Origin of the sequence: Maricaulis sp., assembly GCF_017643475.1 — a bacterium.
Lineage (GTDB): Bacteria > Pseudomonadota > Alphaproteobacteria > Caulobacterales > Maricaulaceae > Maricaulis.
On record NZ_JAEPNI010000002.1, the window covers coordinates 262,539 to 286,095 of the forward strand.

Below are 23,557 nucleotides of genomic sequence, written 5' to 3' on the forward strand. Positions count from 1 at the left end.
TCCAAAAAGAAAGGGCCCGCTGATCGGCGGGCCCTTTTTTGTGACACGTTCTTGTGGAGGCGTGCCGCCCTAGCCGCTGAGAAAGGCAAGGAACAGCGCGATGATCGTGCCAATAGCCAGCAGGATCGAATAGGCGAAGTTGAGCACAATCACCCGCAAGGCCGATGAAAACCGGCCATGATCATAAACCCGCCGGTGTATCCGGTAGAGGTAGAAATTCGACCATATCAACAGGATGAATATCGCCCAGCCGGCACCGATGATGGCTGAAATCCCCATTGTGACCAGCATGAACAGGTACAAGAAGGCATGGAAATGCAATGAAACGACCATGTGATCGTAGAAAAAATAGCCGCGCTTGTAGAAATGCATGAAGGCCAGCAGGAAGCCGTATACCGGCACCATGATGAACATCACGCGCGGGATCCACTTTTCCAGCTCACGCCGCATCAGCTGGCCGTCGTCGTTGATCACGCTCTCGGCCTGGTCCGCCAGGAAACGGCGAATCTCCAGCGGCATGTCTGATATATCTTCGCCGACACTGACCGAGACTCCCTCTTCCAGCTCGATCACGCCGCCCGGAACCGCCTCGGCATCACCTTCATCTGAGGTTTCAGCTACCAGTTCGGGGTACAGTTCAGGGACCAGTGCGACACGCACGCCATTGATCGCGCTTTCTTTCCAGTTCTCTTCCTGCGCAGCTTGCACAACGGGGTCAGAGGCAACTTCGGCAAGCGCTTCGCGCCCCGCTTCGGCTGCTGAAAGCGCCTGGTCTATCTCCTCCCCCGACATGCCGGCAGCTTCCATCTGCTCCCGCGCCGTCACCAAGCCCTGTTCGACAGCTGCCTGCTGAGCCTCGATCTCAGCAGCAGTCGGAGCATCTCCGAAATCCATATTCGTCGCACCGAACACGACCAAGAAGAACAGAACACTCGCCGTCAGATAGAGACGGAACGGCATCACATAACGTGCGCGCACGCCGGACAGGTATTGGCGGGTGATATGGCCGGGGCGGTAAAGCAGCGGCGGGATGGTGCGCCACATGCGGCCTTCGAAACCGAAAAGACCGTCAAAGATCTCGGTCAGCAATTCCCACACCGGTCGATGGAAACTGTCCGCCGTCTGGCCACAGCTGTGACAGACCGGCCCCGACAATTGCGTGCCGCAATTCGAGCACGTGCCCTCGGCTGTGGGAGACTGGAATGCGCTGTCGCGATTCCGCTTGGTACGTTTGGACGCGTGGATCGCGTCCTCGATCTCGCCGGCTCCAGAGCCGGCGATAATCGCATCAGTTACTGTGTCTGCGCCCGACATATCCCTACCCCGACCTGCGCTATACTTGCGTACAGGCTAGGTCGGGTCGGGATTGTCTGCAAGGCGACTTATTCTGCTGCTTCAACGTCGTTGAAGCAGATGTAGCGCGAACGGTGGATGTTGACGACATTGTCGACCCAGCCTGTGACGCGCGGGCTGACCAGGTTCTTGTTGACATAAAACACGATCGGAATGATCGGCATGTCATCAATCATCATCTGTTCCGCCTGGGCCATCATCTGGCCACGGGCCGCCAGGTCCAGCTCCTGGTTCGCTGCAGTGACCAGCGCATCATATTCCGGATTGTTATAGCGCGAGTAATTCATCGGCACTGACCGGAACTCCGCCAGGAAGAGGAAGTTGTACGGGTCATTATAGTCCGCGATCCAACCGCCATCAGCGACCTGGAAGTCGGAGGCGCGCAGATTGTCGTAATGGATCTGGGTATCGTTGACGATCAGCTCGGGGATGACCCACTCGGCGATTGACGACCAGTCATTCTGCACGACCGGCGCAATACGCGGATTATCGCCCGTCGCCCGGTAGGTGTATTCGAAACGCAGCGGATTGTCCGGGCCATAACCGGCCGCCTCGAGGATCTCGCGCGCGGTTTCACGGCGCTGCTCAACCGGAATATTGGACCAGCTCGCAGCCACACCGCCCGGATAATTGGCCACGCCCGGCGGCACCATGGAATAGGCCGGCGGCTGACCGGCCTGGAGAATTTGTTCAGCGATGAAGGTCCGGTCGATGGCCATGCCCAGCGCATTGCGGACCTGGGCATCCTCGAACTGTTCCAGCTGGGTGTTCAGGGAGAAGTAGATCGTACCCATGAACGGATGAACGCGGACATATTCAGGGATTTCGCGCATCAGGAAGTCGAGCTGCTGGCCCGGGAATTCCATGTTCAGGTCCAGCTCGCCATTGCGAACGCGGCGGCTGGCCGCGCTGTTATCCACCGTCGGATAGAAGAAGACTTCATCCAGGCAGACATTCGAGTTGTCGAAGAAGTTCTCGTTGCGCACCAGGTGTACGTAGTTGTTCGTGCGCCAGTCAGAGAGGCGGAAGGCACCATTGGACTGGATGTTTTCCGGGCGCACCCATTCATCGCCATACTGTTCAACCACGTGCTGCGGCATCGGGAAGGCCGTGTAGTGCGTCAGCAGGCCCGGCAGGTAGGGCGCCGGATTTTCCAGGGAAATCTCCAGCGTCCGGTCGTCAATCGCACGAACACCGATCTGGTCCGGGGAGATCTCACCACGGCTGGCTGCGGCAATGCCCTCGATCGGGAACAGCAGCGAAACATATTGGGCGCCGGTCTGCGGATCGGAAATACGACGCAGGGAGAACACGAAATCGCTGGCCGTGACCGGCTCGCCATCCGACCAGAGAGCTTCACGCAAGGTGAAGGTCCAGGTCAGGCCGTCCTCGGCAACTTCCCAGCTCTCGGCCATGCCCGGAATGGGCGAACCGCTGGCATCCTCGGTGAACAGGCCGACGAACATGTCGCCGATGATATTGTTCTCCCAGGTGCCGCTGGCACGGTGCGGGTCAAGCGAAAGAGGCTCGGCATTGTTACCGCGGTGAAGCGTAACGGAATCACTATTGTTCGGCTGTCCGCCGCCGCAGGCCGCCAGGGCCAGCAGTGATGTGGTTACAAGAGCGGCTTTGATGATACGATTGCGCAGCACGGTTTCGGTCTCCCCTCCGACACGTGAAAAATGATTTCAGCGGTAGTTCTAGACTATCGTCGCCAAGTGGTCGACAGTCGCACACCGCTTGTGAATGGCAAATAAACGCCCGTACTGGAGTGTCAATGATGAATTCCCGCCTTTCGATCCTGCTCGCCTGCTCGACGGGCCTGACCGCACTGATTGCGGCACCCGCGCTGGCACAGGACAATACGCGCGATGCCCTGATCGCCTGCCGCGGCGAGAGCGACAGCCTTGCTCGCCTGGTTTGTTACGATCGCATCGTGGAACAGATGTCCCGTGACAGCCAATTCGGTCAACGCGAATCGCGTGTCGCTGACGCGGCCGGGGCCGCCGCAGAGGCCGCACCGGAACGCCGCCGCCTGATCCCGCGGGTTCGTCTCCCCGGTTTTGGCAATCGTGACGAGGAACGCGCCGTCGCCGAAGCCGATCGCGGAGATGACGCCGTCGCGGAGTTCGGCTCGCGCCCGGTGCGTGAACCATCCCTGGCCGAAAGCGATATCGGGGGCGAGTCCCAGGTCGTCGAGCGCAATCGCGATGGTACGCCGGATACGGTGCGCATGCCGATCGCCAGCTATCGCGTTGTGGGTCTGGGCACGCATATCTTCACGATGGAGAACGGACAGGTCTGGCGTCAGACCGACGAGCGTGGCGTTCGCATTCCGCGCGGCGACATCTATGCCGAGATCAGCGAGGCTGCGCTGGACAGCTACATGATGCGCATCAACGGCCAGGGCCGTTCCATCCGCGTCCGCCGCGTCGACAACCGCTAGCCGACACAGGCTTTCCACAAAAGAAAAGGGCCGCTCGATGCGGCCCTTTTTTTCATGTCCGGGGATGCGATCAGCGATCCTTGGGATCGATCGCGTCGCGCAGGCCATCACCGATGAAGTTCAGGCAGAACAGCGTGATCATCATCGTCACAGCCGGCACGATCAGCGTCCACGGTGCGACTTCCATGTCCTGCGCACCTGTCGAGATCAGGCGACCCAGCGAGGTCAGCGGTTCCTGGACACCCAGGCCCAGGAAGGACAGGAAGCTCTCGGCCAGGACCACAACCGGGATCATCAGCGTCACATAGACCACAACCGGGCCCAGCACGTTCGGGATGATGTGGCGCTGGATGATCTTGCCACGCGAGACACCTGCGGCCTCGGCCGCCTCGACAAATTCCATCTTGGCCAGGGCCAGGGTCTGGCCACGCACGATGCGCGCCATGGTCAGCCATTCAACCGCGCCGATGGCGACAAAGATCAGGACGATATTGCGCCCGAACACGACCATCAGGATGATGACGAAGAAGATGAAGGGCAGCGAATACAGGATGTCGACAAAACGCATCATGATCTGGTCGATACGCCCGCCGACAAATCCGGCTGTCGCCCCCCAGGTCACACCGATGACCAGCGAGACAATGGTGGCGACAACGCCCACCATCAGCGACACGCCCAGTCCGACCAGCGTGCGGGCCAGAAGGTCCCGCCCCTGGGCATCCGTGCCCAGGATGTGCCAGTTGTCCAGGGTCGGCGCGATGGACACACGATCACGATAGATCGTGTCATAATCATGCACCCAGATGCCCAGCTGGCCGATAATCGCCAGCACGACCAGCACGCCCAGGATGAACATCGAGGCCACAGCGGCCTTGTTGCGCATCAGGCGCGTGCGGGCATCATCCCAGAGCGAACGGCCCCGGACCGCCGCCTTGGTCAGCATTTCTTGTTTTTCCTTGGGATTGACGATCGTGGTCATGAGTCGAACTTCACCCTCGGATTGAGCACGCTGTAGAGCAGGTCTGCCAGCAAATTCAGGAATATGATCAGGCTGGCGTAAACAACGACAACGCCCATCACCAGCGTATAGTCACGCTGCAGGGCGGCATCGACGAAATACGCGCCCATGCCCGGCAGCTGGAAGACACGTTCAATCACCAGCGAGCCGGAGATCACTGCGGCAGAGGCCGGACCGAGATAGCTGACCAGTGGCAGAACCGCGGAGCGCAGGGCGTGGCGGACCATGACCGCCGGGGCCGACAGGCCCTTGGCACGGGCGGTGCGGATATAGTTGGAGCGGATCACCTCGATCATGCTCGCCCGCATCAGGCGCGCAATGATGGCGATCTGTGGCAGGGCCAGCGTGATCACTGGCAGGACCAGCACACTCAGCCCATAGCGATTGAAATTGAGACCGCCCGTCGGTAACAGGTTCATGTACAGACCCAGCACAAGGGCCAGGATCGGCCCCATGACAAGGGGCGGGATACTGACCCCGATCATGGCGAAACCCATAACTGCATAGTCGCTGGACTTGTTCTGGCGCAGCGCGGCAATGGCGCCCAGCAGCGTGCCGACAAACACGGCGAGCAACATGGCCAGCGAGCCGATCATGATGGAGACAGGGAAACCCTCGCCGATCAATTCCGCGACGTCCTTGTCATGGAATTTCAGCGACGGGCCGAGATCGCCCTGGGCCAGATTAACCATATAGTCGAGATATTGCTTCCAGACCGGTTGATCCATGCCATAGCGCTCAAGCAGGCGCTCACGGATCTCGTCCGGCATCGGCCGCTCAAGGTCGAAGGGACCGCCTGGCGCGACCTTCATCATGAAGAAGGCCAGAGCCGTAATCACAATCAAAGTCGGGATGGCGACGAGTAATCTTCGCAGTACAAAGGAAAACATATATTGTGACGCAGCTCTTCAAATCAGGCGTGCAGTTTCAATTTCAGGGCGCACTTGTCAATCAACCGGATGCCGTTGCACCGCAGCATCTGTTGCGCTTATAGGTGCAATTGATACAGATCGGCTGCTTGAACGGTCGGGCTGCATCGCTACCCAGACCATGTTAAATGCGAGTATCGCAACAAAAAGCCACGCCAATCGCAGTAATCGCCTGTTGAGAAACTTCGCCACCTTCACATTCACCTTTCTGTGATCTTGCTAACCTGCTAGCAAGATCTGGGCCGGGTGTGATGCGGTGTGATTTGCAGGCACAATGCGAATTCCCATATTGGACGTGTCGCGCGGAGTAGAAGGATATCAGCCATGCACAGCGCGCTGTGGTGGAAGGATTTCGAATATTCGAACGGTATCGTCACCGTGAAGAAGACGGGTGCGCGCCTGCCGATCGAGCCCGGTCTGATCGGTGAGGTGCTCAACTGGTTCCCGTTTTACTTCGTGGTGGAGTCCTGGAGGCTGAAAACCCCGTCCCAAACCGGGCCACGTATCTGGTTCGCGCCGGACCGTCCCCGCCCCTGGTATCTGATCTGGAGTGTGCTGCACGCTGCGGGCGCCTCGATCGCCAAACAACCGTCTGAGGCCGATGTCGTTTTCTACTTTGATGACAGCACCACCTGCGACGACACTCCGGTGCCGCCGGGCGCCCATGTCATCAACCGCCACTGCGCCAGCATCGCCAAGAGCCATGTCACCAAGGTGTTCGAGGAAGTCTTCGGCTATTCGCTGAGCGTTGATCCGACCAGCTGTACAGGCGCCATGGTGATGAAGTCGGAAAAGAACGGCGCCCATGACGGCCGTATCGTCCAGGGTCCGTGCGAACCGGTCGAGGGCTATGTCTATCAACGGGTCATCGACAACCGCATTGAACGCGGCCTGGTCGAGGATCTGCGCTGTCCAACCATTGGCGGACGTATTCCGCTGGTCCTGCCCAAGCGTCGCCGGGTCGAGGATCGTTTTTCCAACTCCAATGACGAAGTCCTGATCACCGATACGGACCAGGTCCTTTCCCGCGATGAACAGGACATGCTGGCGCGCTTCACCCGCGCCATGGGCCTTGACTGGGGCGGCCTCGATGTTTTGCGCGACCGTACGGACGGCCGTCTCTACGTCGTCGATGTGAACAAGACCGACATGGGTCCACCTATCGCAATGTCACTTGATGATAAAATCCGCGTGACACGGCGTTTGGCCGACGCGTTTTTGGAGTATCTGGAAGCTTCAACTTCCAATGCTCGGGAACTCAACTAAATGACAAGTATTCCTTTTGTGCGCGATTTCGACTTCGAGTACGGCCGCTGTGACCAGCTGTCACCGCTGATCCGTCGCGTCGTTGCACAAAATCCTGGCCCCTTCACCTATACCGGCACCGGCGTCTACATCATCGGTACGGATGATGTTGCGGTCATCGATCCCGGCCCGGTGCAGGACGATCATATCGCCGCGCTCGACAAGGCGCTGGAGGGCCAGCGCGTCACCCACGTCTTCGTTACGCACCACCATCTGGATCATTCGCCTATGGCGCACCCGCTGGCGAAGAAACATGGCGCAAAGGTCTATGGTTTCGGTCCGCAGAACATTGCGCCGACCGGTGGCGAGGTCCGTCTCGAGGCCGGGGATGATGTCGGTTTCCAGCCGGACGTCCAGATCAATGACGAGCAGGTGTTTTCCGGATCCAACTGGTCCATTCGCGCCCTGCACACGCCGGGACATACGTCCAACCATGTCTGTTACGCGCTGGAAGAGGAAAACACCCTGTTCTGTGGCGATCATGTCATGGCCTGGTCGACTAGTGTGATCTCTCCGCCTGATGGTTCGATGGGGGATTATCTGCGCGAGCTCGCCCGTATTCGCGACAATGGGTATGACCGCCTGTGGCCGACCCATGGCCCGGCTGTCGAGACCCCGTCAGAGTTCATCCAGGCCTATATCGACCACCGCCTGCAACGCGAGGAACAGATCCTGGTCCGGCTGCGTGCCGGCCAGGAGAACATCCGTGACATGGTTTCGGTGATGTATGCCGATGTGGACAAGCGCCTGCACCCGGCAGCCGCCCACTCCGTGCTGGCCCACATGATCCACCTGGTGGAAACCAACCGTGTCATCTGCGATGGCGCAGCCGACCTGCAGGCCCGCTATTCACTGCCGGTGCCCGCCTGAGCACCGGCCTCGGCCCAGGCATCGACATCCGTCGGCTCGACCTGAACCGCTTCCAGGAAGGCGGCGACACGGTGTGCATTGCGCCCGAGGTCATGCATCTCGCGACGTGACAGTGAACGCACATCGATGATCGAGCCCTCACCCTCCTCGGTCTCGCGCACCCGCACGACAATGTCGTCGGTAAAGCCGAACCAGAAACTCTCCGCAGTGGCCTCGAACATGCCTGCAGAATGGGAGGCGGCACCGACATGCCAGCCCATATCCCGCGCCGTCAGCAAGGCCCGGCGGAAAGCCGCTTCCGGATCCATGTCCAGGTAAAGGCTTGTCAGTTGGGGGTAATATTCCGCCTGGGCGTCGGCATAGGCCCGCCCCTCAGCATCGGTCTTGGTCGCGTAGTCCAGCCCCTGGTCACTGGCCAGACGGCGCCGAACATTGGACTGGGTAAACCCGGGCGGGTCCTGGGTATCGGTGGAGATATCCACCAGATAGGGCGTCTCGCCGCGCTGATCGAGGGTCAACGTCATCCAGCCAATGCCGACAACGCCCATCACGACCGCCCACACCGGGGTGGCGATCACACCAAAGGCGCGTTTCGTCAGGATGCGGTGGGCAATGATCACGCCCAGCGCCAGCACGCCCGACACGATCGAGGTCAACAGCACGCTCAGACCAAGCTGGTTGATCATCACGCCCAGGCCGAGTTCCCAGTTGATGAAATCGAATTTCACCCCGAAAGAGGCCAGGGCGAACCATGCGGGTACGAGCAGCATCAACAGGCCGCACCACCACGTAAGCACAGACACACTTGTACGAAGAACCGACGTTATCCGGTCCATCGCTACCCCCTGTCAGCCCGTTTGGAGCCTCAAGGATACAACCGGGAGGTACTCCATGGCGAGGAAAAATCGTCCCGCGCGAAGGTCAGTCTGTCATGCAGACGGAAGGGACGATCGCGCCAGAACTCCAAGCTCATGGGGCGTATGATGAATCCGGACCAGTGCTGCGGACGCGGCACTTCGCCCAGGCCAAAACGCGCCGCCTCCCTGGCCACGGATTTCTCCAGCGCAAAGCGACTTTCCAGCGGGCGGGACTGTTTCGAGGCCCAGGCCCCGATTCGGCTGTCCCGCGCCCGGGAGGCGAAATAGGCGTCCGCTTCCTCAGCCGGAACCGCCTCGACCAGCCCCCTCACCCGCACCTGGCGACGCAAGGATTTCCAATGGAAACACAGCGCCGCCTTGGCATTCTCGGCAAGTTGCTGGCCCTTGGCGCTGTCCAGATTGGTGTAGAAGATGAAACCGCGCTCATCGACGCCTTTCAAAAGCACCATGCGCACATCAGGAAGCCCGTCCTCGTCCGCCGTGGCCAGGGCCATGGCATTGGCGTCATTGGGCTCCTTTTTCTTGGCATCCTCCAGCCAGTGGGAGAACAGCTCGTACGGGTCCTCGCGATCGAAAATCTCCACCGCATTGGCGTCAGCCGTTTTCTGGTACTCCGCATCACTGGGCGATGGCGGAATAAGCGGGTCCCTGGACATGGCGAGCGCTCCTTGCTGTCTTTACCGCTAGGTAGAGATCCCACGCAGCGCGTCAACCTTTCGGGAATCTTTCGGATTTACTCTGGGACACATGACATCGCGTGTTGGAAGTATTCGTGAAGCTTATGCCGTGCTCGGACTGGATCCGGGTGCGGGTTTCAAGGCTGCGAAATCCGCCTTCCGCGACGCGGCCAAGCGCCTGCACCCCGATGTCTCAACGCCCTCTCCCGACACCCTGTCCGAGCTGGCCGATATCGTCGCGGCGATCCGCATGATCGAGGCCAATCGCCCGGCCTGCCTCGAAATCGAGGTGACAGCAGCCGATGCCCAGCGCGGCGTTTCCCGCGCCCTCAAACTCGGTGACAAGCCTGTCATCGTCCGTATTCCGGCCGGCACCGAGGATGGCGCCCAGCTGGCCGCGGTCGGCGAGGACAATGTCATGGTCACGATCTCCATTCGCGAAACTGCGGATGGCTGGGAAAAACTGACCGGCGAGAATGATGACGAGGCGCTGTCCAACTTCGTCGACGAGTTCTCCCGCCCTTCACCCATGTCCCGCTTTGCCCGCTGGATCCGCAATTCCCAGTCGGTCGCCTAGCTCCAATGGTCCGCATGTACCCGGATCGTGCATATCCGGATTTCGCAGTGTGTGGCGTGACGGCTAGACCTCGGCTCGCTAATCTCGCGCAAACGGCGGATGAATCATGTCTCACAACACATTTGGTCATATGTTCCGGGTCACCACCTGGGGGGAAAGCCACGGCCCCGCAATCGGAGCCGTCGTGGATGGCTGTCCGGCAGGTATTCCGCTGAGCGCAGCCGACCTCCAGCCCTGGCTGGATCTGCGCCGCCCGGGCACCAGCCGCCACGTCACGCCACGCCAGGAACCGGACCAGGTCCGCATCCTCTCCGGCGTGTTCGAGGATGACCGCACCAACGGGCCGGTGACCACCGGCACGCCGATCAGCCTGATGATCGAGAATGTCGATGCACGCTCAAAGGATTACGGTGACATCCGAGACAAGTGGCGCCCCGGCCACGCGGACTTTACCTACGACATGAAATACGGCGTGCGCGATTATCGCGGCGGCGGGCGCTCGTCCGCGCGTGAGACCGCCATGCGCGTCGCTGCCGGCGGCATTGCCCGCAAGGTGCTGAGCGAGGATATCCGGATCCGCGCCGCGCTGATCCAGATCGGTGAGCGCTCCATCGACCGTGCGCGCTGGAACTGGGACGAGGTGGCCAACAACCCGTTTTTCTGCCCGGATGCCGAGACGGTAAGCTTGTGGGAAGCGGACATGGACCAACTGCGCCGGGATGGCAGTTCCACGGGCGGCATCGTCGAAGTTGTCGTCTCGGGCCTGCCGGCCGGTTGGGGCGCGCCGATCTATGCCAAGCTGGATAGCGAGATCGCCGCAGCGATGATGACGATCAATGCCGTCAAGGGCGTCGAGATCGGGGCGGGTTTTGCCTCCGCCGCCATGCGGGGCGAAGCGGCCGCGGACGAGATGCGCGCGGGCGATAACGGTCCGGAATTTCTCTCCAACCATAATGGCGGCGTGCTGGGCGGGATCTCCACCGGGCAGGATCTCGTTGTTCGCATTGCCGTCAAGCCGACCTCCTCGATCCGGGTGCCGCGCGACACGCTGGACCGGTCCTTCGAGGAGACCCAGATCGTCACCCATGGCCGCCATGATCCCTGTGTCGCCATTCGTGCCGTTCCTGTCGGCGAAGCCATGGCCGCGCTTGTCCTGGCAGACCAGAAACTGCGTCACGAAGCCCAGGCAGCCTGGTAAAATCCCAACATGACACACCCGTTCATGCTGGGCTCATCGACCAGGTTTTAGCTTCCCGTTAACGCCGGACATCCCGGCCCATCGATAGGGAGCGATCGAGATGAACCAGAAGAACTTCTCCAAAGCCGCCTTAATGGCTGCCGCCCTGCTGCCCTCCGTGATGTTTATCGGTTCCGCGGAAGCCTCCGCGATTGTCGAGGAAGCCGCGTTCGAGGTTCAGCAGGAAGTCAATGAGCGGCGCATTCGTGCGGCTCAGGAACGACGCGCGGAGGGTCGTCAGGAACGACGACAGAACCGCGCTGAAAATCGCCAGGAACGCCGGTCCGAGAGCCGTCAGCAACGTCGCCAGGAAAACCGCTCGGAAAACCGCCAGCAGCGCCGGGAAAACCGTTCGGAAAATCGCCAGGAGCGCCGGCAGGAGAACCGTCAACAACGACGCCAGGAAAACCGCTCGGAAAATCGCCAGCGACGCCAGGAAAATCGCTCGGAGAACCGCCAGCAGCGCCGGGAAAACCGTTCGGAAAACCGCCAGGAGCGCCGGCAGGAAAACCGTCAGCAGCGTCGCCAGGAAAACCGCGCTGATAATCGCCAGCAACGTCGCGAGAACCGCGCGGAAAACCGTCAGGAACGCCGCGTACAGGTGCAGGACCGGATCAATAATGGCCGCGCCGCGGATGCCCGCCAGGAACGCCGGCGCGAGCGCCGCGAGGACCGGACGGATCGCCGTCGGGACCGGGTTGAGGACCGCCAGGACCGGCGTCGTGAACGGTTCGAGGAGCAACGCCGCGATACGGTAGATAATCGCCGTGATCGCCGCCGGGATCGTGTCGAAAACCGCCGCGACCGCCGGGAAGATCGCCGAGACGCCCGCCGTGATCGTCGGGAGGACCGTCGTGACTATCGCCGGGACCGTCGCGAGGACCGCTGGGATCGTCGTGAAGACCGTCGGGACGCCCGCCGGGATCGGCGCGACTATCGTGAAGCCCGTCGTGACGAGCGCCGCTGGCGCCGTGCGGAACGCCGCCGCCAATTCTATCGCGATCAGCGCCGCCTGCGTCAGCAGACCCGCTGGATCCGCCACATGAACCATGGCTGGTCGAACTCGCGTTATTACGGCCACTGGGGTCCGTCCAGCCGCTGGCGCTATCATGACCGGTATTACCGTTATGGTTATGACCGCCGCCGTTTCGCCTACTACGATGGTCTGTGCCGCTATGACGGAAACAATGACGGCGCTGTCATCGGAGCCATCCTGGGCGCCATTATCGGCGGAGCTGCCGCCAATGATGACGACACCGCCGTGGGCATCCTGCTGGGTGCAGGTTTTGGCGCCGCCCTGGGCAGCAGTGTCGACCGCCTGGATAACTGCGACCGCGCCCAGTACCAGTACGCGATGAACTATGCCTTCGAGTATGGCGAGCCGTATTACTGGGCCAACCCGCACTCGGGCATTCGCGGCTCGATCACCATCCGCGAGAACTATCGTTACGGCGGCAATGAATGTCGCTGGGGTGATGCGGAGATCTACATGCCGGACGGCACCTATCGCCTCGACGAGGTCCGCATGTGCCGCGACGCTTACGGCGAATGGCAGGTCGCCCGCTACCAGTAACCCTCGCAAGACCACACGAGGCAGAACCGGCTCCGAGAGGGGCCGGTTCTTTTTTGTGAGGCAGAGCGCGCGTCTGTGGGGTGAAAAAGCCACCAAGCTTGTCATCCCGGACGAAGGCCCCGCGAAAGCGGGGCGCAGATCCGGGACCCACAGCGCTGACCGCATGGGTCCCGGATCTCCAGCCGGGTCAGGCCCGGCTATCCGTCCGGGATGACAAGTGTTGGGGATCGTGGACAGACGAGGGGCAGGGGTCACCCTTCCCGCGGCGAAACCCAAACCAGGCCCTTTTCTTGCACAATGGTAATCGGGTGAACCCGACCGTTCATGTTGGGCTCATCGACGGCGCTATAGCTTGGCTCCAGCACTTGACGAGCTGCGTGGTAATTGGCTCACGAGGAGACCGCACATGAAACTGCTGACAACCGCCCTTCTTTCCGCGAGCGCCATGGCCCTGTTTGCCAATGGGGCCCACGCACAGTCGAACTATCAAAGTTACGAGGAATGCGTTTCCGATCGCCAGGGTCGCCAGGTCGCCGGCGCGCTGATCGGTGGCATTCTGGGCGCTGTCATCGGCAGCGAGATCGCCGACGAGAATATCGATAACCGCCGCGAGCGCCGCGCCCATCGCGGCCGCCATCACCGTCGCGGTGGCTACCGCCACCACCGCCGCCGCCATCATCGTGATGCCAGCGATGACGATGCGGCCACGGTCGCCGGCGCAGGCGTCGGCGCCCTGATTGGCGCGGGTATTGCCAGCGGGGATGATTGCGAGAACCTGCGTTATCGCGATAGCCGCTATAACGACCGCTATGACCGCCGTTATGACGACCAGTATGATGATCGTTACTCCGGCAAGCCGGATGATCGTTACCAGGACAGCTATTATGACGACGGGTATTCCTCGGATGATTATGGCTATACCGACGGGTCCGACAGCTATTCAAACGGTGAACTGCTCGGCGGCGCCCAGCCCAGCCAGAACGCCCGCAGCTACAACGCCTCGTCCGGTTACAGCTCCGGCGCCAGCTATAATTCCGCCGACTGGGTCTGCGAATACCAGACCACCCGCCGCCGCGGCCCGGATGGTTATGTCGGCGAAGTCCAGGTCTATATGTGCCAGGGCGATGACGGCATCTGGCGCCCCTACGACACGATTGTCGGCAATTAGTGAATAGAGTAGTGCGAACACGAAGCGGCGATCCGGAAACGGGTCGCCGTTTTGTTTGGGGGGGGCGGCCCCTACCCCTTGCGCGCCACCACCAGGTATTCCTGATTGCCATCACCACCGGCGATCGGGCTGGGGATGACATTGTCGACCCGAAAGCCTGCCATGCCGTCCAGAGCGGTGCGGACACTGTCCACTGCGCGCAGGGCCTCGTCCTCGGACCGGACCAGCCCGCCGCGGCCAATACCGTCGCGGCCGACCTCGAACTGGGGTTTGATCAGCCCCACAAAGACCGCCCGCTCCGCGGCCAGGGACAGGGGCACGGGAATGACTTTCAGGAGCGAGATGAAACTCGCATCACAGACGATCAGCGAGGGCGGAGCGTCAAAATCCTCGGCCGTTAGATCCCGCGCATCGGTCGCTTCCATCGAGACCACGCGATCATCTCCGCGCAGGCGCGCGTGCAATTGCTCGCGGCCGACATCCACGGCGTAGACTTTCATCGCCCCGCGTTCCAGCAGGACCTCGGTAAAACCGCCCGTGGACGAGCCCACATCCAGACAGATCAGACCCGTCGGGTCGACGCCGAAGACATCCAGCCCGCCCACCAGTTTCAGCGCCGCACGACTGACATAGGGATGCAGGGCCTGGGCCTCGATTTTCGCGCCGGCCGGCACTTTCTGAGACGCCTTGCGCAAGGCCACCCCGTCCAGCGTCACCAGCCCCGCCTCGATCGCTTCCTGCGCGCGCGCGCGGGTCTCGAAATGGCCGTTTTCAACGAGGTATTTGTCTGCACGCATGGCATCTTTTCACTCGAACACCGGCAGTTCGCAAGCTCCAATAGCGCTTAGATAATCCGAGGGAGGACCTAAGAGGTATTTTGCTTTGCACGAACAACCCTACCCGCTATTACTGTCCGAACGACGCCCGACACCCCAATTCTAGCGACCGAGGGGAACCGCCATGCTGCCTGCCCGCTTCGGGATGATCGCAATAACCGCAGCGCTCGCATCCGCTTGTGTATCGCCCGCTGCCCATCAAACGTCACAGACTGTGCACGTTCATATCGGTATGGCCCACTGCGATTACCGGGCGGCTGAATGGTACGTAACATTCGATGATTTCGAGTGGAGCGAGACGCCAAGACAACTCGCTCTCGGCCCCGACATCAGCGGCGACATCATTGAGGTGGTGACCGGCACGCGGCCTCAAACCACTCCATCTTTGGAAATAGCGCTGACCGAAAACGGACACCCAACCCTTCTTCTTACGAGCAATGACGGAGGTGCAGCCGGTCAATGGTCAGTTACTGCGGACCAACCGCTGGGCGAGATTGGAAGAAGCCGCATGGGCGGCTGGCAAGCGCATGAGCATGGGCCGGACAGGGGCTGGTTCATGACACTGATCGTCGACAACCGCTCACCTCTCGAGCGTGCCTTGCGACTACACAATGAGACGCGGCGTTCATCCGGGTCTGTGCCGGAATGCTTGCGGCGCACTTAACGTCTACGCGCGCATCCCGCCCGTCGACGGATCGGATCGAATTTGGATCAACATCTGCAGGGGCTTCGTCCTAATCACAGCAATGATGCCGCCTACCGGCAGCCGCAAGCCCACGCGCCAGCATTAAAGCGATCTCAGTTTCACCAGAAAAACCGGCAGTAGATGCCCACCCACCGAGCTGGAGCAACAATTACTCAGCCTGCACGCCCGCAGCCATCACCTGTGCCGCTTCCTGTTCGCGGCCCAGGGCTTCCAGGGCCCTGGCGGCGATGTGGCGGGCGTTGAGGCCGGCGGTTTCATACATGTTGAACGGGGTGTCCTGGTCCTGGAACACGTCCGGCAGGGTCATGGTGCGGATCTTCAGGCCGCGGTCCAGCGCGCCACGTTCAGCCAGCATGTGCAGGACAAAGGCTCCGAAACCGCCCACAGCGCCCTCTTCCACCGTGATCAGCACTTCGTGCTCACGCGCCAGACGCAGAATGAGTTCCTCATCCAGCGGCTTGGCGAAGCGGGCATCGGCAACCGTGGTCGGGAAACCCTTGGCGGCCAGTTCGTCGGCGGCCTTGAGGGATTCTTCCAGACGCGTGCCCAGCGACAGAATGGCGATGGAACCGCCCTCGCGCACGATCCGGCCCTTGCCGATCTCCAGCACGTCCGCAACGTCCGGCAGGTCAACGCCGGTGCCATTGCCACGCGGATAGCGGAAGGCAGACGGGCGGTCATCGATCTGGTTGGCGGTCGCGATCATGTGGCAGAGCTCGGCCTCGTCTGCCGCAGCCATGATTACCATGCCCGGCAGGGCGCCGAGATATCCGACATCGAAGGAACCGGCGTGCGTGCAACCATCCGCACCGACCAGGCCCGCCCGGTCGATGGCAAAACGCACGGGCAGTTTCTGGATCGCTACATCGTGCACGACCTGGTCATAACCGCGCTGCAGGAAGGTGGAATAGAGCGCGCAATAGGGTTTCATACCGTCTGCGGCGAGACCGCCAGCAAAGGTCACGGCATGCTGTTCGGCAATGCCGACATCGAACATGCGATCGGGAAAACGCTCGGCGAACTTGTCCAGGCCGGTACCGCCGGGCATGGCCGCGGTGACGCCGACGACACGGTCATCCGCCTCGGCTTCCTTGATCAGCTGATGCGCAAACACGCCGGTATAGGACGGCGCACCGCCCTTGGATTTTTGCTGTTCGCCCGTGACGACATTGAACTTGGCGACACCGTGATACTTGTCAGCCGCCGCTTCCGCAGGGGCGTAGCCCTTGCCCTTCTGGGTGACGACATGGATCAGGACCGGGCCTTCCTCGCCATCACGCACGTTGCGCAGGACGGGGACCAGCTGGCTCACATCATGACCGTCGATCGGGCCGACATAGCGAAAGCCCATCTCCTCGAACAACGTGCCGCCCATGGCCATGCCACGCATGTATTCCTCGGCCCGGCGCGCCGCTTCCTGGACGTGCAATGCCTTGGCGACACCCTTGCCGACTTTGCGGATGTTTCGATAGCTCTGGCTGGAGACCAGGCGAGAGAAATAATGGCTCATCGCGCCAACCGGCGGCGCGATGGACATGTCATTATCGTTGAGGATGACGATCAGGCGCGAATTCAGCGCGCCGGCATTATTCATGGCTTCATAGGCCATGCCCGCGGTCATCGAGCCGTCACCGATGACGGCGATGACATTGCGGCTTTCCTCTTTCAGATCACGCGCGACAGCAAAACCCAGCCCGGCGGAAATGGACGTCGAGGCATGCGCAGCACCGAACGGGTCATACTCGCTCTCGGCACGCTTGGTGAAACCGGACAGTCCGCCCCCCTGGCGCAGGGTACGGATGCGGTCACGGCGCTCGGTCAGGATCTTGTGCGGGTAACACTGGTGGCCCACATCCCAGATCACCTTGTCGTCCGGCGTATCGAAGACATGGTGCAACGCCGTGGTCAGCTCGACGACACCCAGGGCAGAGCCGAGATGACCACCGGTGACAGAAACTGCGTCGATGGTCTCGGCGCGCAATTCGTCGGCAACCGACTTAAGCGTGTCCAGGTCGAGATTCTTGAGGTCCGAAGGATTTTGAATTCGATCAAGATTCGGCGTCTTTACAGACATTCCGGCTACCCGCCTTTCAAGAGCGGCGCTTCAGGACAAAGTCGACCGCTTCCCTCAACAAATTTGCACGCTCGCCGAACGGATCAAGGTGCTCCTTGGCCTGCGCGGCCAAGTGTCGCGACCGTTCCTCGGCACCCTCAACGCCCAGAATGGTGACAAAGGTGGCTTTTCCTTGACCGGCATCCTTGCCGACAGCCTTGCCCGCTTCGTCGACATCTCCCGTGGCATCCAGAAGGTCGTCCGTGATCTGATAAGCCAAGCCAAGATCGTGTGCAAACCCTTCTAGCGCACGGCGGATGTGATCTTCCACATCCTTCAGCGTGGTCACGGCCTCGGCGGTGAAATTGATCAGGGCGCCGGTCTTCATGCGATGCATGCGCGTAACCACTGAAATATCGAGCGTTTCGCGTTCGCCGATAATGTCGATCATCTGCCCGCCGACCATGCCGCTGGCACCGCTGGCGCGGGCCAGTTTTTCCACCAGACGCGCCCGCACGGCGCCCTGGGTATGTGTGTCCGGGTGCGCCAGGATTTCATAGGCAATGGATTGCAGCCCGTCTCCGGCCAGCACCGCCGTCGCCTCGTCATAGGCCTTGTGCACGGTCGGCCGCCCGCGGCGCAGGTCGTCATCATCCATGCAGGGCAGATCATCATGGATCAGGGAATAGGCGTGAATGCACTCCACCGCACAGGCTGCACGCAACAGACCGCGCTCGTCACCGTGCACCAGATTACCCAGCTCCATGGTCAGGAAAGGACGCAGGCGCTTGCCCGGCCCCAGGGCTGCGTAACGCATGGCGGAATTGAGCGAGGCTTCCGGGCCCTCGGCACGCGGCAGAAGCGCGTCCAGCGCGACGGTGACACGGTCAGCGGTCTCGTTCAGTTTCTGCTCGAAGCTCTCAGCGCTCATGCGGCTCTCTCAACAGGGCGACCTTCAGCGGGTCGCAGCTTGATACTTGGAAATCACACGAAACCCGGGCGGGTCCTTACTGGTCCAGCTGGGCCGGTTCAAGCGAGAGTGAACCGTCCTCACCCTTGACGATCTTGTCGACCTTCAGCTCGGCATCCTTCAGCTTGCCTTCGCAATGCGCGCGCAGGGCAGCGCCGCGCTCATAGATCGCGATTGAACGCTCCAGCTCCACCTCACCGCTTTCAAGCTGCTGGACGATTCGTTCCAGCTCGGCCAGGGCCTGCTCGAAATTCATGGTCGCGATGTCGGCATTGGGCGTTTCAGGCATTGGGTCTTCTCCAGGACACGCCGCACAATAGGCAGGCTCGGGCACGCGGGCAACGCGTCATTTGCCGCGATATTCGTATTGGCGATAGGACCAATAGCTGTCCCCGCCATCATGCACACATTTCCAGCCTGCCTGCTTGATATAGGGGCGCATCATGCGGTTGAACCAACCATGCGCGCAGACGGTGACATCACCCTCCTGCGCGGCCTCGACAAGGCGGTTCACCGCCTGCTGCGCGCGGGCTTCCGCATCAACCCGGCTTTCCCGGCCGCGGGACATGCCAAACCACCAGCTGCAGCGTGCAAACACGCCCCAGGTCTTGGCCATGTAACGCCCCGGGATCGGTGGCGGTGGCAATTCGGCCTCCACAAACACCGGATCAATCACCAGCTCGCGCCCGGGCGCCGCGCCCTGCGCGGTCTCGATTGCGCGCTGAAGCGTGGAGGCAAAGACGATATGGGACGCCGCAGCGGCGGCCTTGAGATTGTCACAGGCATCCTGCCCGGGCACCAGGCTGGCTGGCTGATAGGTATTGTCCCACCAGTCCTCATACCCGCGCCAGTCAAGCATCTGCTCGCGGTTTGCGTCAGGCTTGCCGTGCCGGGCGACGGTAAGACGTCCGGGAACTCGCGGGGCTTTGACGGGGACAGGGCTCGACATTCACGCTCATCCAGTTGGCACCAGCCATAGCCCCGCCTCACAGACGGTTCTACGGCGCGCTGTACAGACCCGAGACAAAGGCAGCAGCAGCCCGGCCAAGCGCGGGGCAGTCGTATCCCCCCTCCAGCACGGAAACAAGCCGGGAATGCGCAAATTCATCCGCGCTCGCGCGTATTTTTCCGGCCACCCAGCCGTAATCGGCATCGGTCAGGTTCAACCCACCCAGCGGATCCGCCTCGTGCGCGTCAAATCCGGCCGAGACCAGAATGACCTCCGGACGAAACCTCGCGAGTACCGGCAGGACCTCTGCCTCGAAGCGCTGACGCCAAAGAGCGGAGCTGGAATTGTCGGCGAAGGTGAGGTTGAGAACATTGCCATTGAGCCCCGTCTCCCCTTCCCGGCCTGTGCCGGGATAAAGTGGCGCCTGGTGCAGGGAACTGAAGAAGACACGCTCATCGCGCTCGGCCAGGCACTGGCTGCCATTGCCGTGATGCACATCGATATCAATGATCGCCACCCGGCCGAGCCCGTAGGCTTCCAGCGCGTGAAGGGCTGCAATGGCAACGGAATTGAACAGGCAAAAACCCATCACCCGGTCCGGTTCAGCGTGATGCCCCGGTGGGCGGGCGAGACAAAAGGCCTGTCGCGGCCCCCCGGCCATCACACGATCCACGGCCTCCAGCGCCGCGCCTGCCGCATGCAATCCGGCCGCAGCCGAGGATTGCTGCACATGGGTGTCCCAGTCCAGCCCATGCCAGCCACCTTCTTCGGCGGCAGCACAGGCCGACAGCACACGCTCCACATGCCCAGGCGTGTGAAACCGCTCCAGCTCGTCACGGGTCGCAGAACGGCTTTCGATCCACTCACCGCCAGAAAGCTGCTGAAGCGCGCGCCTGACCGCCGCATAACGTCCGGGATGTTCCGGATTGTCCGGCGGCACTGCGTGTCCGGCGCTGGCCGGACTGTCGACGATCAGGACGCTCATAGTGTCAGCCGGCCAGTCCCGACAGGTCCATGATCTTCACGCCCGGCGGGGTCGGCGCCTCGTCCTCTTCCGGCACGAAGAAGTCCGGCAGCAGATCGGTGCCCGGCTCGACGGAATAATGGTCGAAATCGGTTACGCCCTCCGAATAGAGGAAGGTGTCGTCGATGAGGAAATTGCCGGTGAATTCCTTCGCCGGCTTGTTGAGCACGGCATAGGCTGTGTCGGCGAGAATTTCCGGCTTGCGACAGGTCTTCATCGCCTCGTCATTGGCCAAGACGTTGGAAATCGCGGCCGTGGCAACCGCTGTGCGCGGCCAGATGGCATTGGCGCCGATACGCCCCTTGAATTCTGCTCCCCAGCCCAGCACGCACAGGCTCATCTGGTATTTGGCGCTGGTATAGGCCACGTGCGGACCGAACCAGAGCGGGCGCATGTCCAGGGGCGGCGAGAGTACAAGAATGTGCGGGTTTTCCGCCTTTTCCAGATGCGGCAGGCATTTCTGGGTCACCAGGAAGGTGCCACGTCCGTTGACGCCGTGCATCAGGTCATACCGCTTCATCGGAACATCGGCCGTGCCGCGCGGATAGATGGCCGAGGCATTGTTGACCACGGCATCAATGCCGCCGAAACGCTCGACCGCCTGGGCGACCGCAGTTTCGACATTGGCTTCATCGCGGATATCGCACTGCACCGCCAGGGCCTGGCCGCCGGCGGCTTCCACTGCTTCTGCCGCTGTGTGGATGGTGCCGCCCAGTCGCGAATCCTCGGTCACGGATTTGGCTGCGATAACGATATTGGCGCCGTCACGTGCACAGCGCTCGGCAATCGCCAGGCCAATGCCACGGCTGGCACCGGTGATGAAGATGGTCTTGTTTTTGAGGCTCATTCTGGTCTCCCGCCCTTTATCGAGTACAGGAAACTAGAGCGGGATCAGAGCGGACGCCAGACCCGGCCTGTCGGACAGTGTAGTTCCGGCTCGTTATCGCAGCGCTCGAAGGTGAACGGCACCGTCTCCGCCCGGCCGATGATATTGACCATCGGTACGAAGCCCGGTCCGCCCGCGGCACGACTGTCGATGGAATTGTCGCGGTTATCGCCCATCAGGAAGACATGCCCGACCGGAACCGAGATCGGGCCGAAATCATCCAGCGGATGACGGTCGGTACGCTCATAGATCCAGTGTGTAGACGCCCCGGGCAGCTCTTCCTCGAACGCCATCACATCAACGACAGCTGGAAAACCATTGTGCTGGCGATAACGGCGCGTTTCTGTTTCTGCGCGCGAGACCAGGTCACCATTGATGATCAGGCGGCCATTGCGCACCTCGATACTGTCGCCCGGAACACCGACCACGCGCTTGATCAGCACCAGGTCCTCACGCGGGGACTGCAGCACGATGACATCGCCACGCTCGGGTTCGGCCCAGCCGATCCGGCCGTCCCAGCTGTCCGGCAACCAGTGCCCCAGCCCCAGCGGCAGGGAGTGGCGCGAATAACCATAGGCCCATTTGGACACGATGATACGGTCGCCGACTTCCAGCGTCGGCTGCATGCTTTCGCTGGGGATGTAATAGGTCGCAAAGGCGATCGAGGACCAGGCAAACCAGATTGCCACGACGCCGGAGAAGAAGCGTACGGCCTCGACACCTTCTCTCAAGCCGGCCCGCACCCAGCGGGGCAATCGACGCAGCAGGCGATACGTGCGCGACATGACCTAGAGGCCTCTCCAGACACGGCCCGTCGGGCAATAAAGTTCAGCTTCACGGCGACAATTGGCCATGGTGAACATCACCGTCTCGGCGCGGCCGACAACATTGGCCAGCGGGACCAGGCCCGGCCCGCTTGGCGCGCGGCTGTCATTGGAGGCGTCACGATTATCGCCCATCACGAAAACCGTGCCGGGCAGAACGGTCACAGGACCATAATCGTCCAGTGCGAAATCATCCGTGCGCTCATAGATTTCGTGTTCGCGATCACCGGGCAGGACCTCGGTATAGAGGGTCGCAGTACGCAGGACAGGCGAACGGCCTTCGCGATAGGTGCGCACCTCTTCCAGCACGCGCGGAGCAGCCTCGCCATTCAGGTAGAGGCGGCCATCACGCATCTCGATCGTATCGCCGGCAACGCCAATAACACGCTTGATCAGATTACGCGGACGACCATCGGCCTGGCGTTCGTCGCGGAATACCACCACATCGCCGCGCTGCGGATCCGCCCAGGCAATGCGTCCATTCCAACTACTGGGCAACAGATAGCCAATGCCCAGCGGCAGGGAGTGGCGCGAATAACCATAGGCCCATTTGGAGACAAGAACGCGATCACCGACTTCCAGCGTCGGCTGCATGGAGCCGGACGGGATGTGAAATGCGGCAAAGATGAAGGTCACAAGGACCAGCCAGACGGCGATCACTCCGCCGAGAAATCTAACGATTTCGAGCACTTCGCCAGCGGCCCGGTCCATCAATCGCTGCACTAGAGGATTCATTTGAGTTTTACCGCCGTTCCGTACGCGAGAATTTCTGCTGATCCATCCATAACAGTCGCCGTCGACAGGCGGAAAGTGATAACCGCATCCGCGCCCAGCTCCTCGGCGTGGCGGACCATGCGGTCCATGGCCTGTTCACGGCTCTCGGCCAGGAGTTTGGTGTATTCCGGCACCTCGCCGCCGACCAGATTGCGCAAACCTGCAATAAAGTCGCGACCGAAGAAACGCGCCCGCACAACATTGCCGCGCGCCAGTCCGATGACGCTGTCGATTTCGTGTCCCGGGACGTTGTCAGACATAGTGACGATCATGGCGCACTCTCCTCGTTACTCTCTTGCTCGTACAGCCGCTCGGCTGCGAGATATTGTTCTGCCAGAGAGATCGCGATCAGGGCCGGACAGATCAGAACCACCAGCGCCCAGGGCCAGCCAACTCTGATACCGAACAGAAGATGCAGCAGGATCAGGATGAGCAAGCCAGCGAGGCCCGTCACAAACTGCAGCAAATTCCGGTTCGTCTTGATCCAGTCCAGGCGCACGCGCC

At 61.5% G+C, this 23,557-nt stretch carries 25 protein-coding genes; 8 read left to right on the forward strand and 17 right to left on the reverse strand.

Annotated features, from left to right (window positions below; genetic code table 11):
- Nucleotides 1-69: 69 nt before the first annotated feature.
- Nucleotides 70-1,314 (reverse strand): DUF3667 domain-containing protein, encoded by a 1,245-nt coding sequence (locus JJ889_RS08530; protein ID WP_291893786.1) that lies wholly within the window; start codon nucleotides 1,312-1,314, stop codon nucleotides 70-72.
- Between the two features lie 68 nt (nucleotides 1,315-1,382).
- The gene (locus tag JJ889_RS08535) at nucleotides 1,383-3,005 is read right to left on the reverse strand and encodes a peptide ABC transporter substrate-binding protein (protein ID WP_291893789.1); all 1,623 of its coding nucleotides are present in this window, start codon (nucleotides 3,003-3,005) and stop codon (nucleotides 1,383-1,385) included.
- A 128-nt stretch (nucleotides 3,006-3,133) separates the two neighbouring features.
- Here JJ889_RS08535 and JJ889_RS08540 point away from each other — a divergent pair, with 128 nt between their 5' ends.
- Nucleotides 3,134-3,799, forward strand: coding sequence for a hypothetical protein (locus JJ889_RS08540; RefSeq protein WP_291893792.1), 666 nt, complete (start codon nucleotides 3,134-3,136; stop codon nucleotides 3,797-3,799).
- A gap of 70 nt (nucleotides 3,800-3,869) precedes the next feature.
- On the opposite strand, the gene JJ889_RS08545 is transcribed toward JJ889_RS08540, so the two are convergent.
- Together JJ889_RS08545 and JJ889_RS08550 are read right to left on the reverse strand one after the other, a co-directional pair.
- Nucleotides 3,870-4,778, reverse strand: a complete 909-nt coding sequence (locus tag JJ889_RS08545; protein WP_291893794.1) for an ABC transporter permease subunit — start codon at nucleotides 4,776-4,778, stop codon at nucleotides 3,870-3,872.
- Complete coding sequence (locus JJ889_RS08550; RefSeq protein ID WP_291893796.1) at nucleotides 4,775-5,707, reverse strand: ABC transporter permease; 933 nt, start codon at nucleotides 5,705-5,707, stop codon at nucleotides 4,775-4,777. Before JJ889_RS08550 ends, JJ889_RS08545 begins: the two co-directional genes overlap by 4 nt.
- A gap of 363 nt (nucleotides 5,708-6,070) precedes the next feature.
- Between JJ889_RS08550 and JJ889_RS08555 the strand changes: the two genes are divergently transcribed.
- Both JJ889_RS08555 and JJ889_RS08560 read left to right on the forward strand, forming a co-directional pair.
- Nucleotides 6,071-7,012, forward strand: a complete 942-nt coding sequence (locus JJ889_RS08555; protein ID WP_291893800.1) for a hypothetical protein — start codon at nucleotides 6,071-6,073, stop codon at nucleotides 7,010-7,012.
- The gene (locus JJ889_RS08560; protein WP_291893804.1) at nucleotides 7,013-7,921 is read left to right on the forward strand and encodes an MBL fold metallo-hydrolase; all 909 of its coding nucleotides are present in this window, start codon (nucleotides 7,013-7,015) and stop codon (nucleotides 7,919-7,921) included. It abuts the gene before it with no gap.
- Here the strand turns inward: JJ889_RS08560 and JJ889_RS08565 are convergent.
- Both JJ889_RS08565 and pdxH read right to left on the reverse strand, forming a co-directional pair.
- A complete protein-coding gene (locus tag JJ889_RS08565; RefSeq protein ID WP_291893807.1) occupies nucleotides 7,897-8,757 on the reverse strand; it encodes a DUF1499 domain-containing protein in 861 nt (286 codons plus the stop codon). The two genes, JJ889_RS08560 and JJ889_RS08565, sit on opposite strands and share 25 nt — an antisense overlap.
- 29 nt (nucleotides 8,758-8,786) lie before the next feature.
- A complete protein-coding gene (gene pdxH / locus JJ889_RS08570) occupies nucleotides 8,787-9,455 on the reverse strand; it encodes a pyridoxamine 5'-phosphate oxidase (RefSeq protein WP_291893810.1) in 669 nt (222 codons plus the stop codon).
- Between the two features lie 91 nt (nucleotides 9,456-9,546).
- On the opposite strand from pdxH, the gene JJ889_RS08575 reads away from it, so the two are divergent.
- The 4 genes from JJ889_RS08575 to JJ889_RS08590 all read left to right on the forward strand — a co-directional run bounded on the left by JJ889_RS08575 (nucleotide 9,547) and on the right by JJ889_RS08590 (nucleotide 14,031).
- Nucleotides 9,547-10,053 carry a J domain-containing protein gene (locus tag JJ889_RS08575; RefSeq protein ID WP_291893812.1) on the forward strand — a complete coding sequence of 169 codons (507 nt, stop codon included), beginning with the start codon at nucleotides 9,547-9,549 and terminating at the stop codon, nucleotides 10,051-10,053.
- 106 nt (nucleotides 10,054-10,159) lie between these two features.
- Nucleotides 10,160-11,251 carry a chorismate synthase gene (aroC, locus tag JJ889_RS08580; protein ID WP_291893815.1) on the forward strand — a complete coding sequence of 364 codons (1,092 nt, stop codon included), beginning with the start codon at nucleotides 10,160-10,162 and terminating at the stop codon, nucleotides 11,249-11,251.
- Between the two features lie 100 nt (nucleotides 11,252-11,351).
- Nucleotides 11,352-12,863 carry a glycine zipper domain-containing protein gene (locus tag JJ889_RS08585; RefSeq protein ID WP_291893818.1) on the forward strand — a complete coding sequence of 504 codons (1,512 nt, stop codon included), beginning with the start codon at nucleotides 11,352-11,354 and terminating at the stop codon, nucleotides 12,861-12,863.
- Between the two features lie 406 nt (nucleotides 12,864-13,269).
- On the forward strand, nucleotides 13,270-14,031 hold the full coding sequence (locus JJ889_RS08590; RefSeq protein ID WP_291893821.1) for a hypothetical protein: 762 nt from the start codon (nucleotides 13,270-13,272) through the stop codon (nucleotides 14,029-14,031).
- 71 nt (nucleotides 14,032-14,102) lie between these two features.
- Here JJ889_RS08590 and JJ889_RS08595 read toward each other — a convergent pair whose 3' ends face one another.
- Entirely contained in the window at nucleotides 14,103-14,828 is a 726-nt protein-coding gene (locus tag JJ889_RS08595; RefSeq protein WP_291893824.1) for a TlyA family RNA methyltransferase, read from the reverse strand.
- 163 nt (nucleotides 14,829-14,991) lie between these two features.
- On the opposite strand from JJ889_RS08595, the gene JJ889_RS08600 reads away from it, so the two are divergent.
- Nucleotides 14,992-15,531, forward strand: coding sequence for a hypothetical protein (locus tag JJ889_RS08600; protein WP_291893827.1), 540 nt, complete (start codon nucleotides 14,992-14,994; stop codon nucleotides 15,529-15,531).
- Between the two features lie 190 nt (nucleotides 15,532-15,721).
- Here the strand turns inward: JJ889_RS08600 and dxs are convergent, their stop codons facing one another.
- From dxs to JJ889_RS08650, 10 genes are all read right to left on the reverse strand, one after another.
- Nucleotides 15,722-17,647, reverse strand: coding sequence for a 1-deoxy-D-xylulose-5-phosphate synthase (dxs, locus tag JJ889_RS08605; protein ID WP_291893829.1), 1,926 nt, complete (start codon nucleotides 17,645-17,647; stop codon nucleotides 15,722-15,724).
- A gap of 16 nt (nucleotides 17,648-17,663) precedes the next feature.
- Nucleotides 17,664-18,557 (reverse strand): polyprenyl synthetase family protein, encoded by an 894-nt coding sequence (locus tag JJ889_RS08610; RefSeq protein ID WP_291893833.1) that lies wholly within the window; start codon nucleotides 18,555-18,557, stop codon nucleotides 17,664-17,666.
- Nucleotides 18,558-18,633: 76 nt separating this feature from the next.
- Nucleotides 18,634-18,885, reverse strand: coding sequence for an exodeoxyribonuclease VII small subunit (locus tag JJ889_RS08615; RefSeq protein ID WP_291893836.1), 252 nt, complete (start codon nucleotides 18,883-18,885; stop codon nucleotides 18,634-18,636).
- A gap of 57 nt (nucleotides 18,886-18,942) precedes the next feature.
- Nucleotides 18,943-19,545, reverse strand: coding sequence for a histidine phosphatase family protein (locus JJ889_RS08620; protein WP_291893840.1), 603 nt, complete (start codon nucleotides 19,543-19,545; stop codon nucleotides 18,943-18,945).
- A gap of 49 nt (nucleotides 19,546-19,594) precedes the next feature.
- Complete coding sequence (locus JJ889_RS08625; protein WP_291893844.1) at nucleotides 19,595-20,530, reverse strand: histone deacetylase family protein; 936 nt, start codon at nucleotides 20,528-20,530, stop codon at nucleotides 19,595-19,597.
- 4 nt (nucleotides 20,531-20,534) lie between these two features.
- On the reverse strand, nucleotides 20,535-21,416 hold the full coding sequence (locus JJ889_RS08630; protein WP_291893846.1) for an NAD(P)-dependent oxidoreductase: 882 nt from the start codon (nucleotides 21,414-21,416) through the stop codon (nucleotides 20,535-20,537).
- A gap of 44 nt (nucleotides 21,417-21,460) precedes the next feature.
- Complete coding sequence (gene lepB, locus JJ889_RS08635) at nucleotides 21,461-22,240, reverse strand: signal peptidase I (RefSeq protein ID WP_291893848.1); 780 nt, start codon at nucleotides 22,238-22,240, stop codon at nucleotides 21,461-21,463.
- A gap of 3 nt (nucleotides 22,241-22,243) precedes the next feature.
- The gene (gene lepB, locus JJ889_RS08640; protein ID WP_291893852.1) at nucleotides 22,244-23,014 is read right to left on the reverse strand and encodes a signal peptidase I; all 771 of its coding nucleotides are present in this window, start codon (nucleotides 23,012-23,014) and stop codon (nucleotides 22,244-22,246) included.
- On the reverse strand, nucleotides 23,011-23,325 hold the full coding sequence (locus JJ889_RS08645) for a YbjQ family protein (protein WP_291893855.1): 315 nt from the start codon (nucleotides 23,323-23,325) through the stop codon (nucleotides 23,011-23,013). The genes lepB (JJ889_RS08640) and JJ889_RS08645 overlap by 4 nt, the downstream gene beginning before the upstream one ends.
- Nucleotides 23,322-23,552 carry a hypothetical protein gene (locus tag JJ889_RS08650; RefSeq protein ID WP_291893857.1) on the reverse strand — a complete coding sequence of 77 codons (231 nt, stop codon included), beginning with the start codon at nucleotides 23,550-23,552 and terminating at the stop codon, nucleotides 23,322-23,324. The genes JJ889_RS08645 and JJ889_RS08650 overlap by 4 nt, the downstream gene beginning before the upstream one ends.
- Between the last annotated feature and the right edge of the window lie 5 nt (nucleotides 23,553-23,557).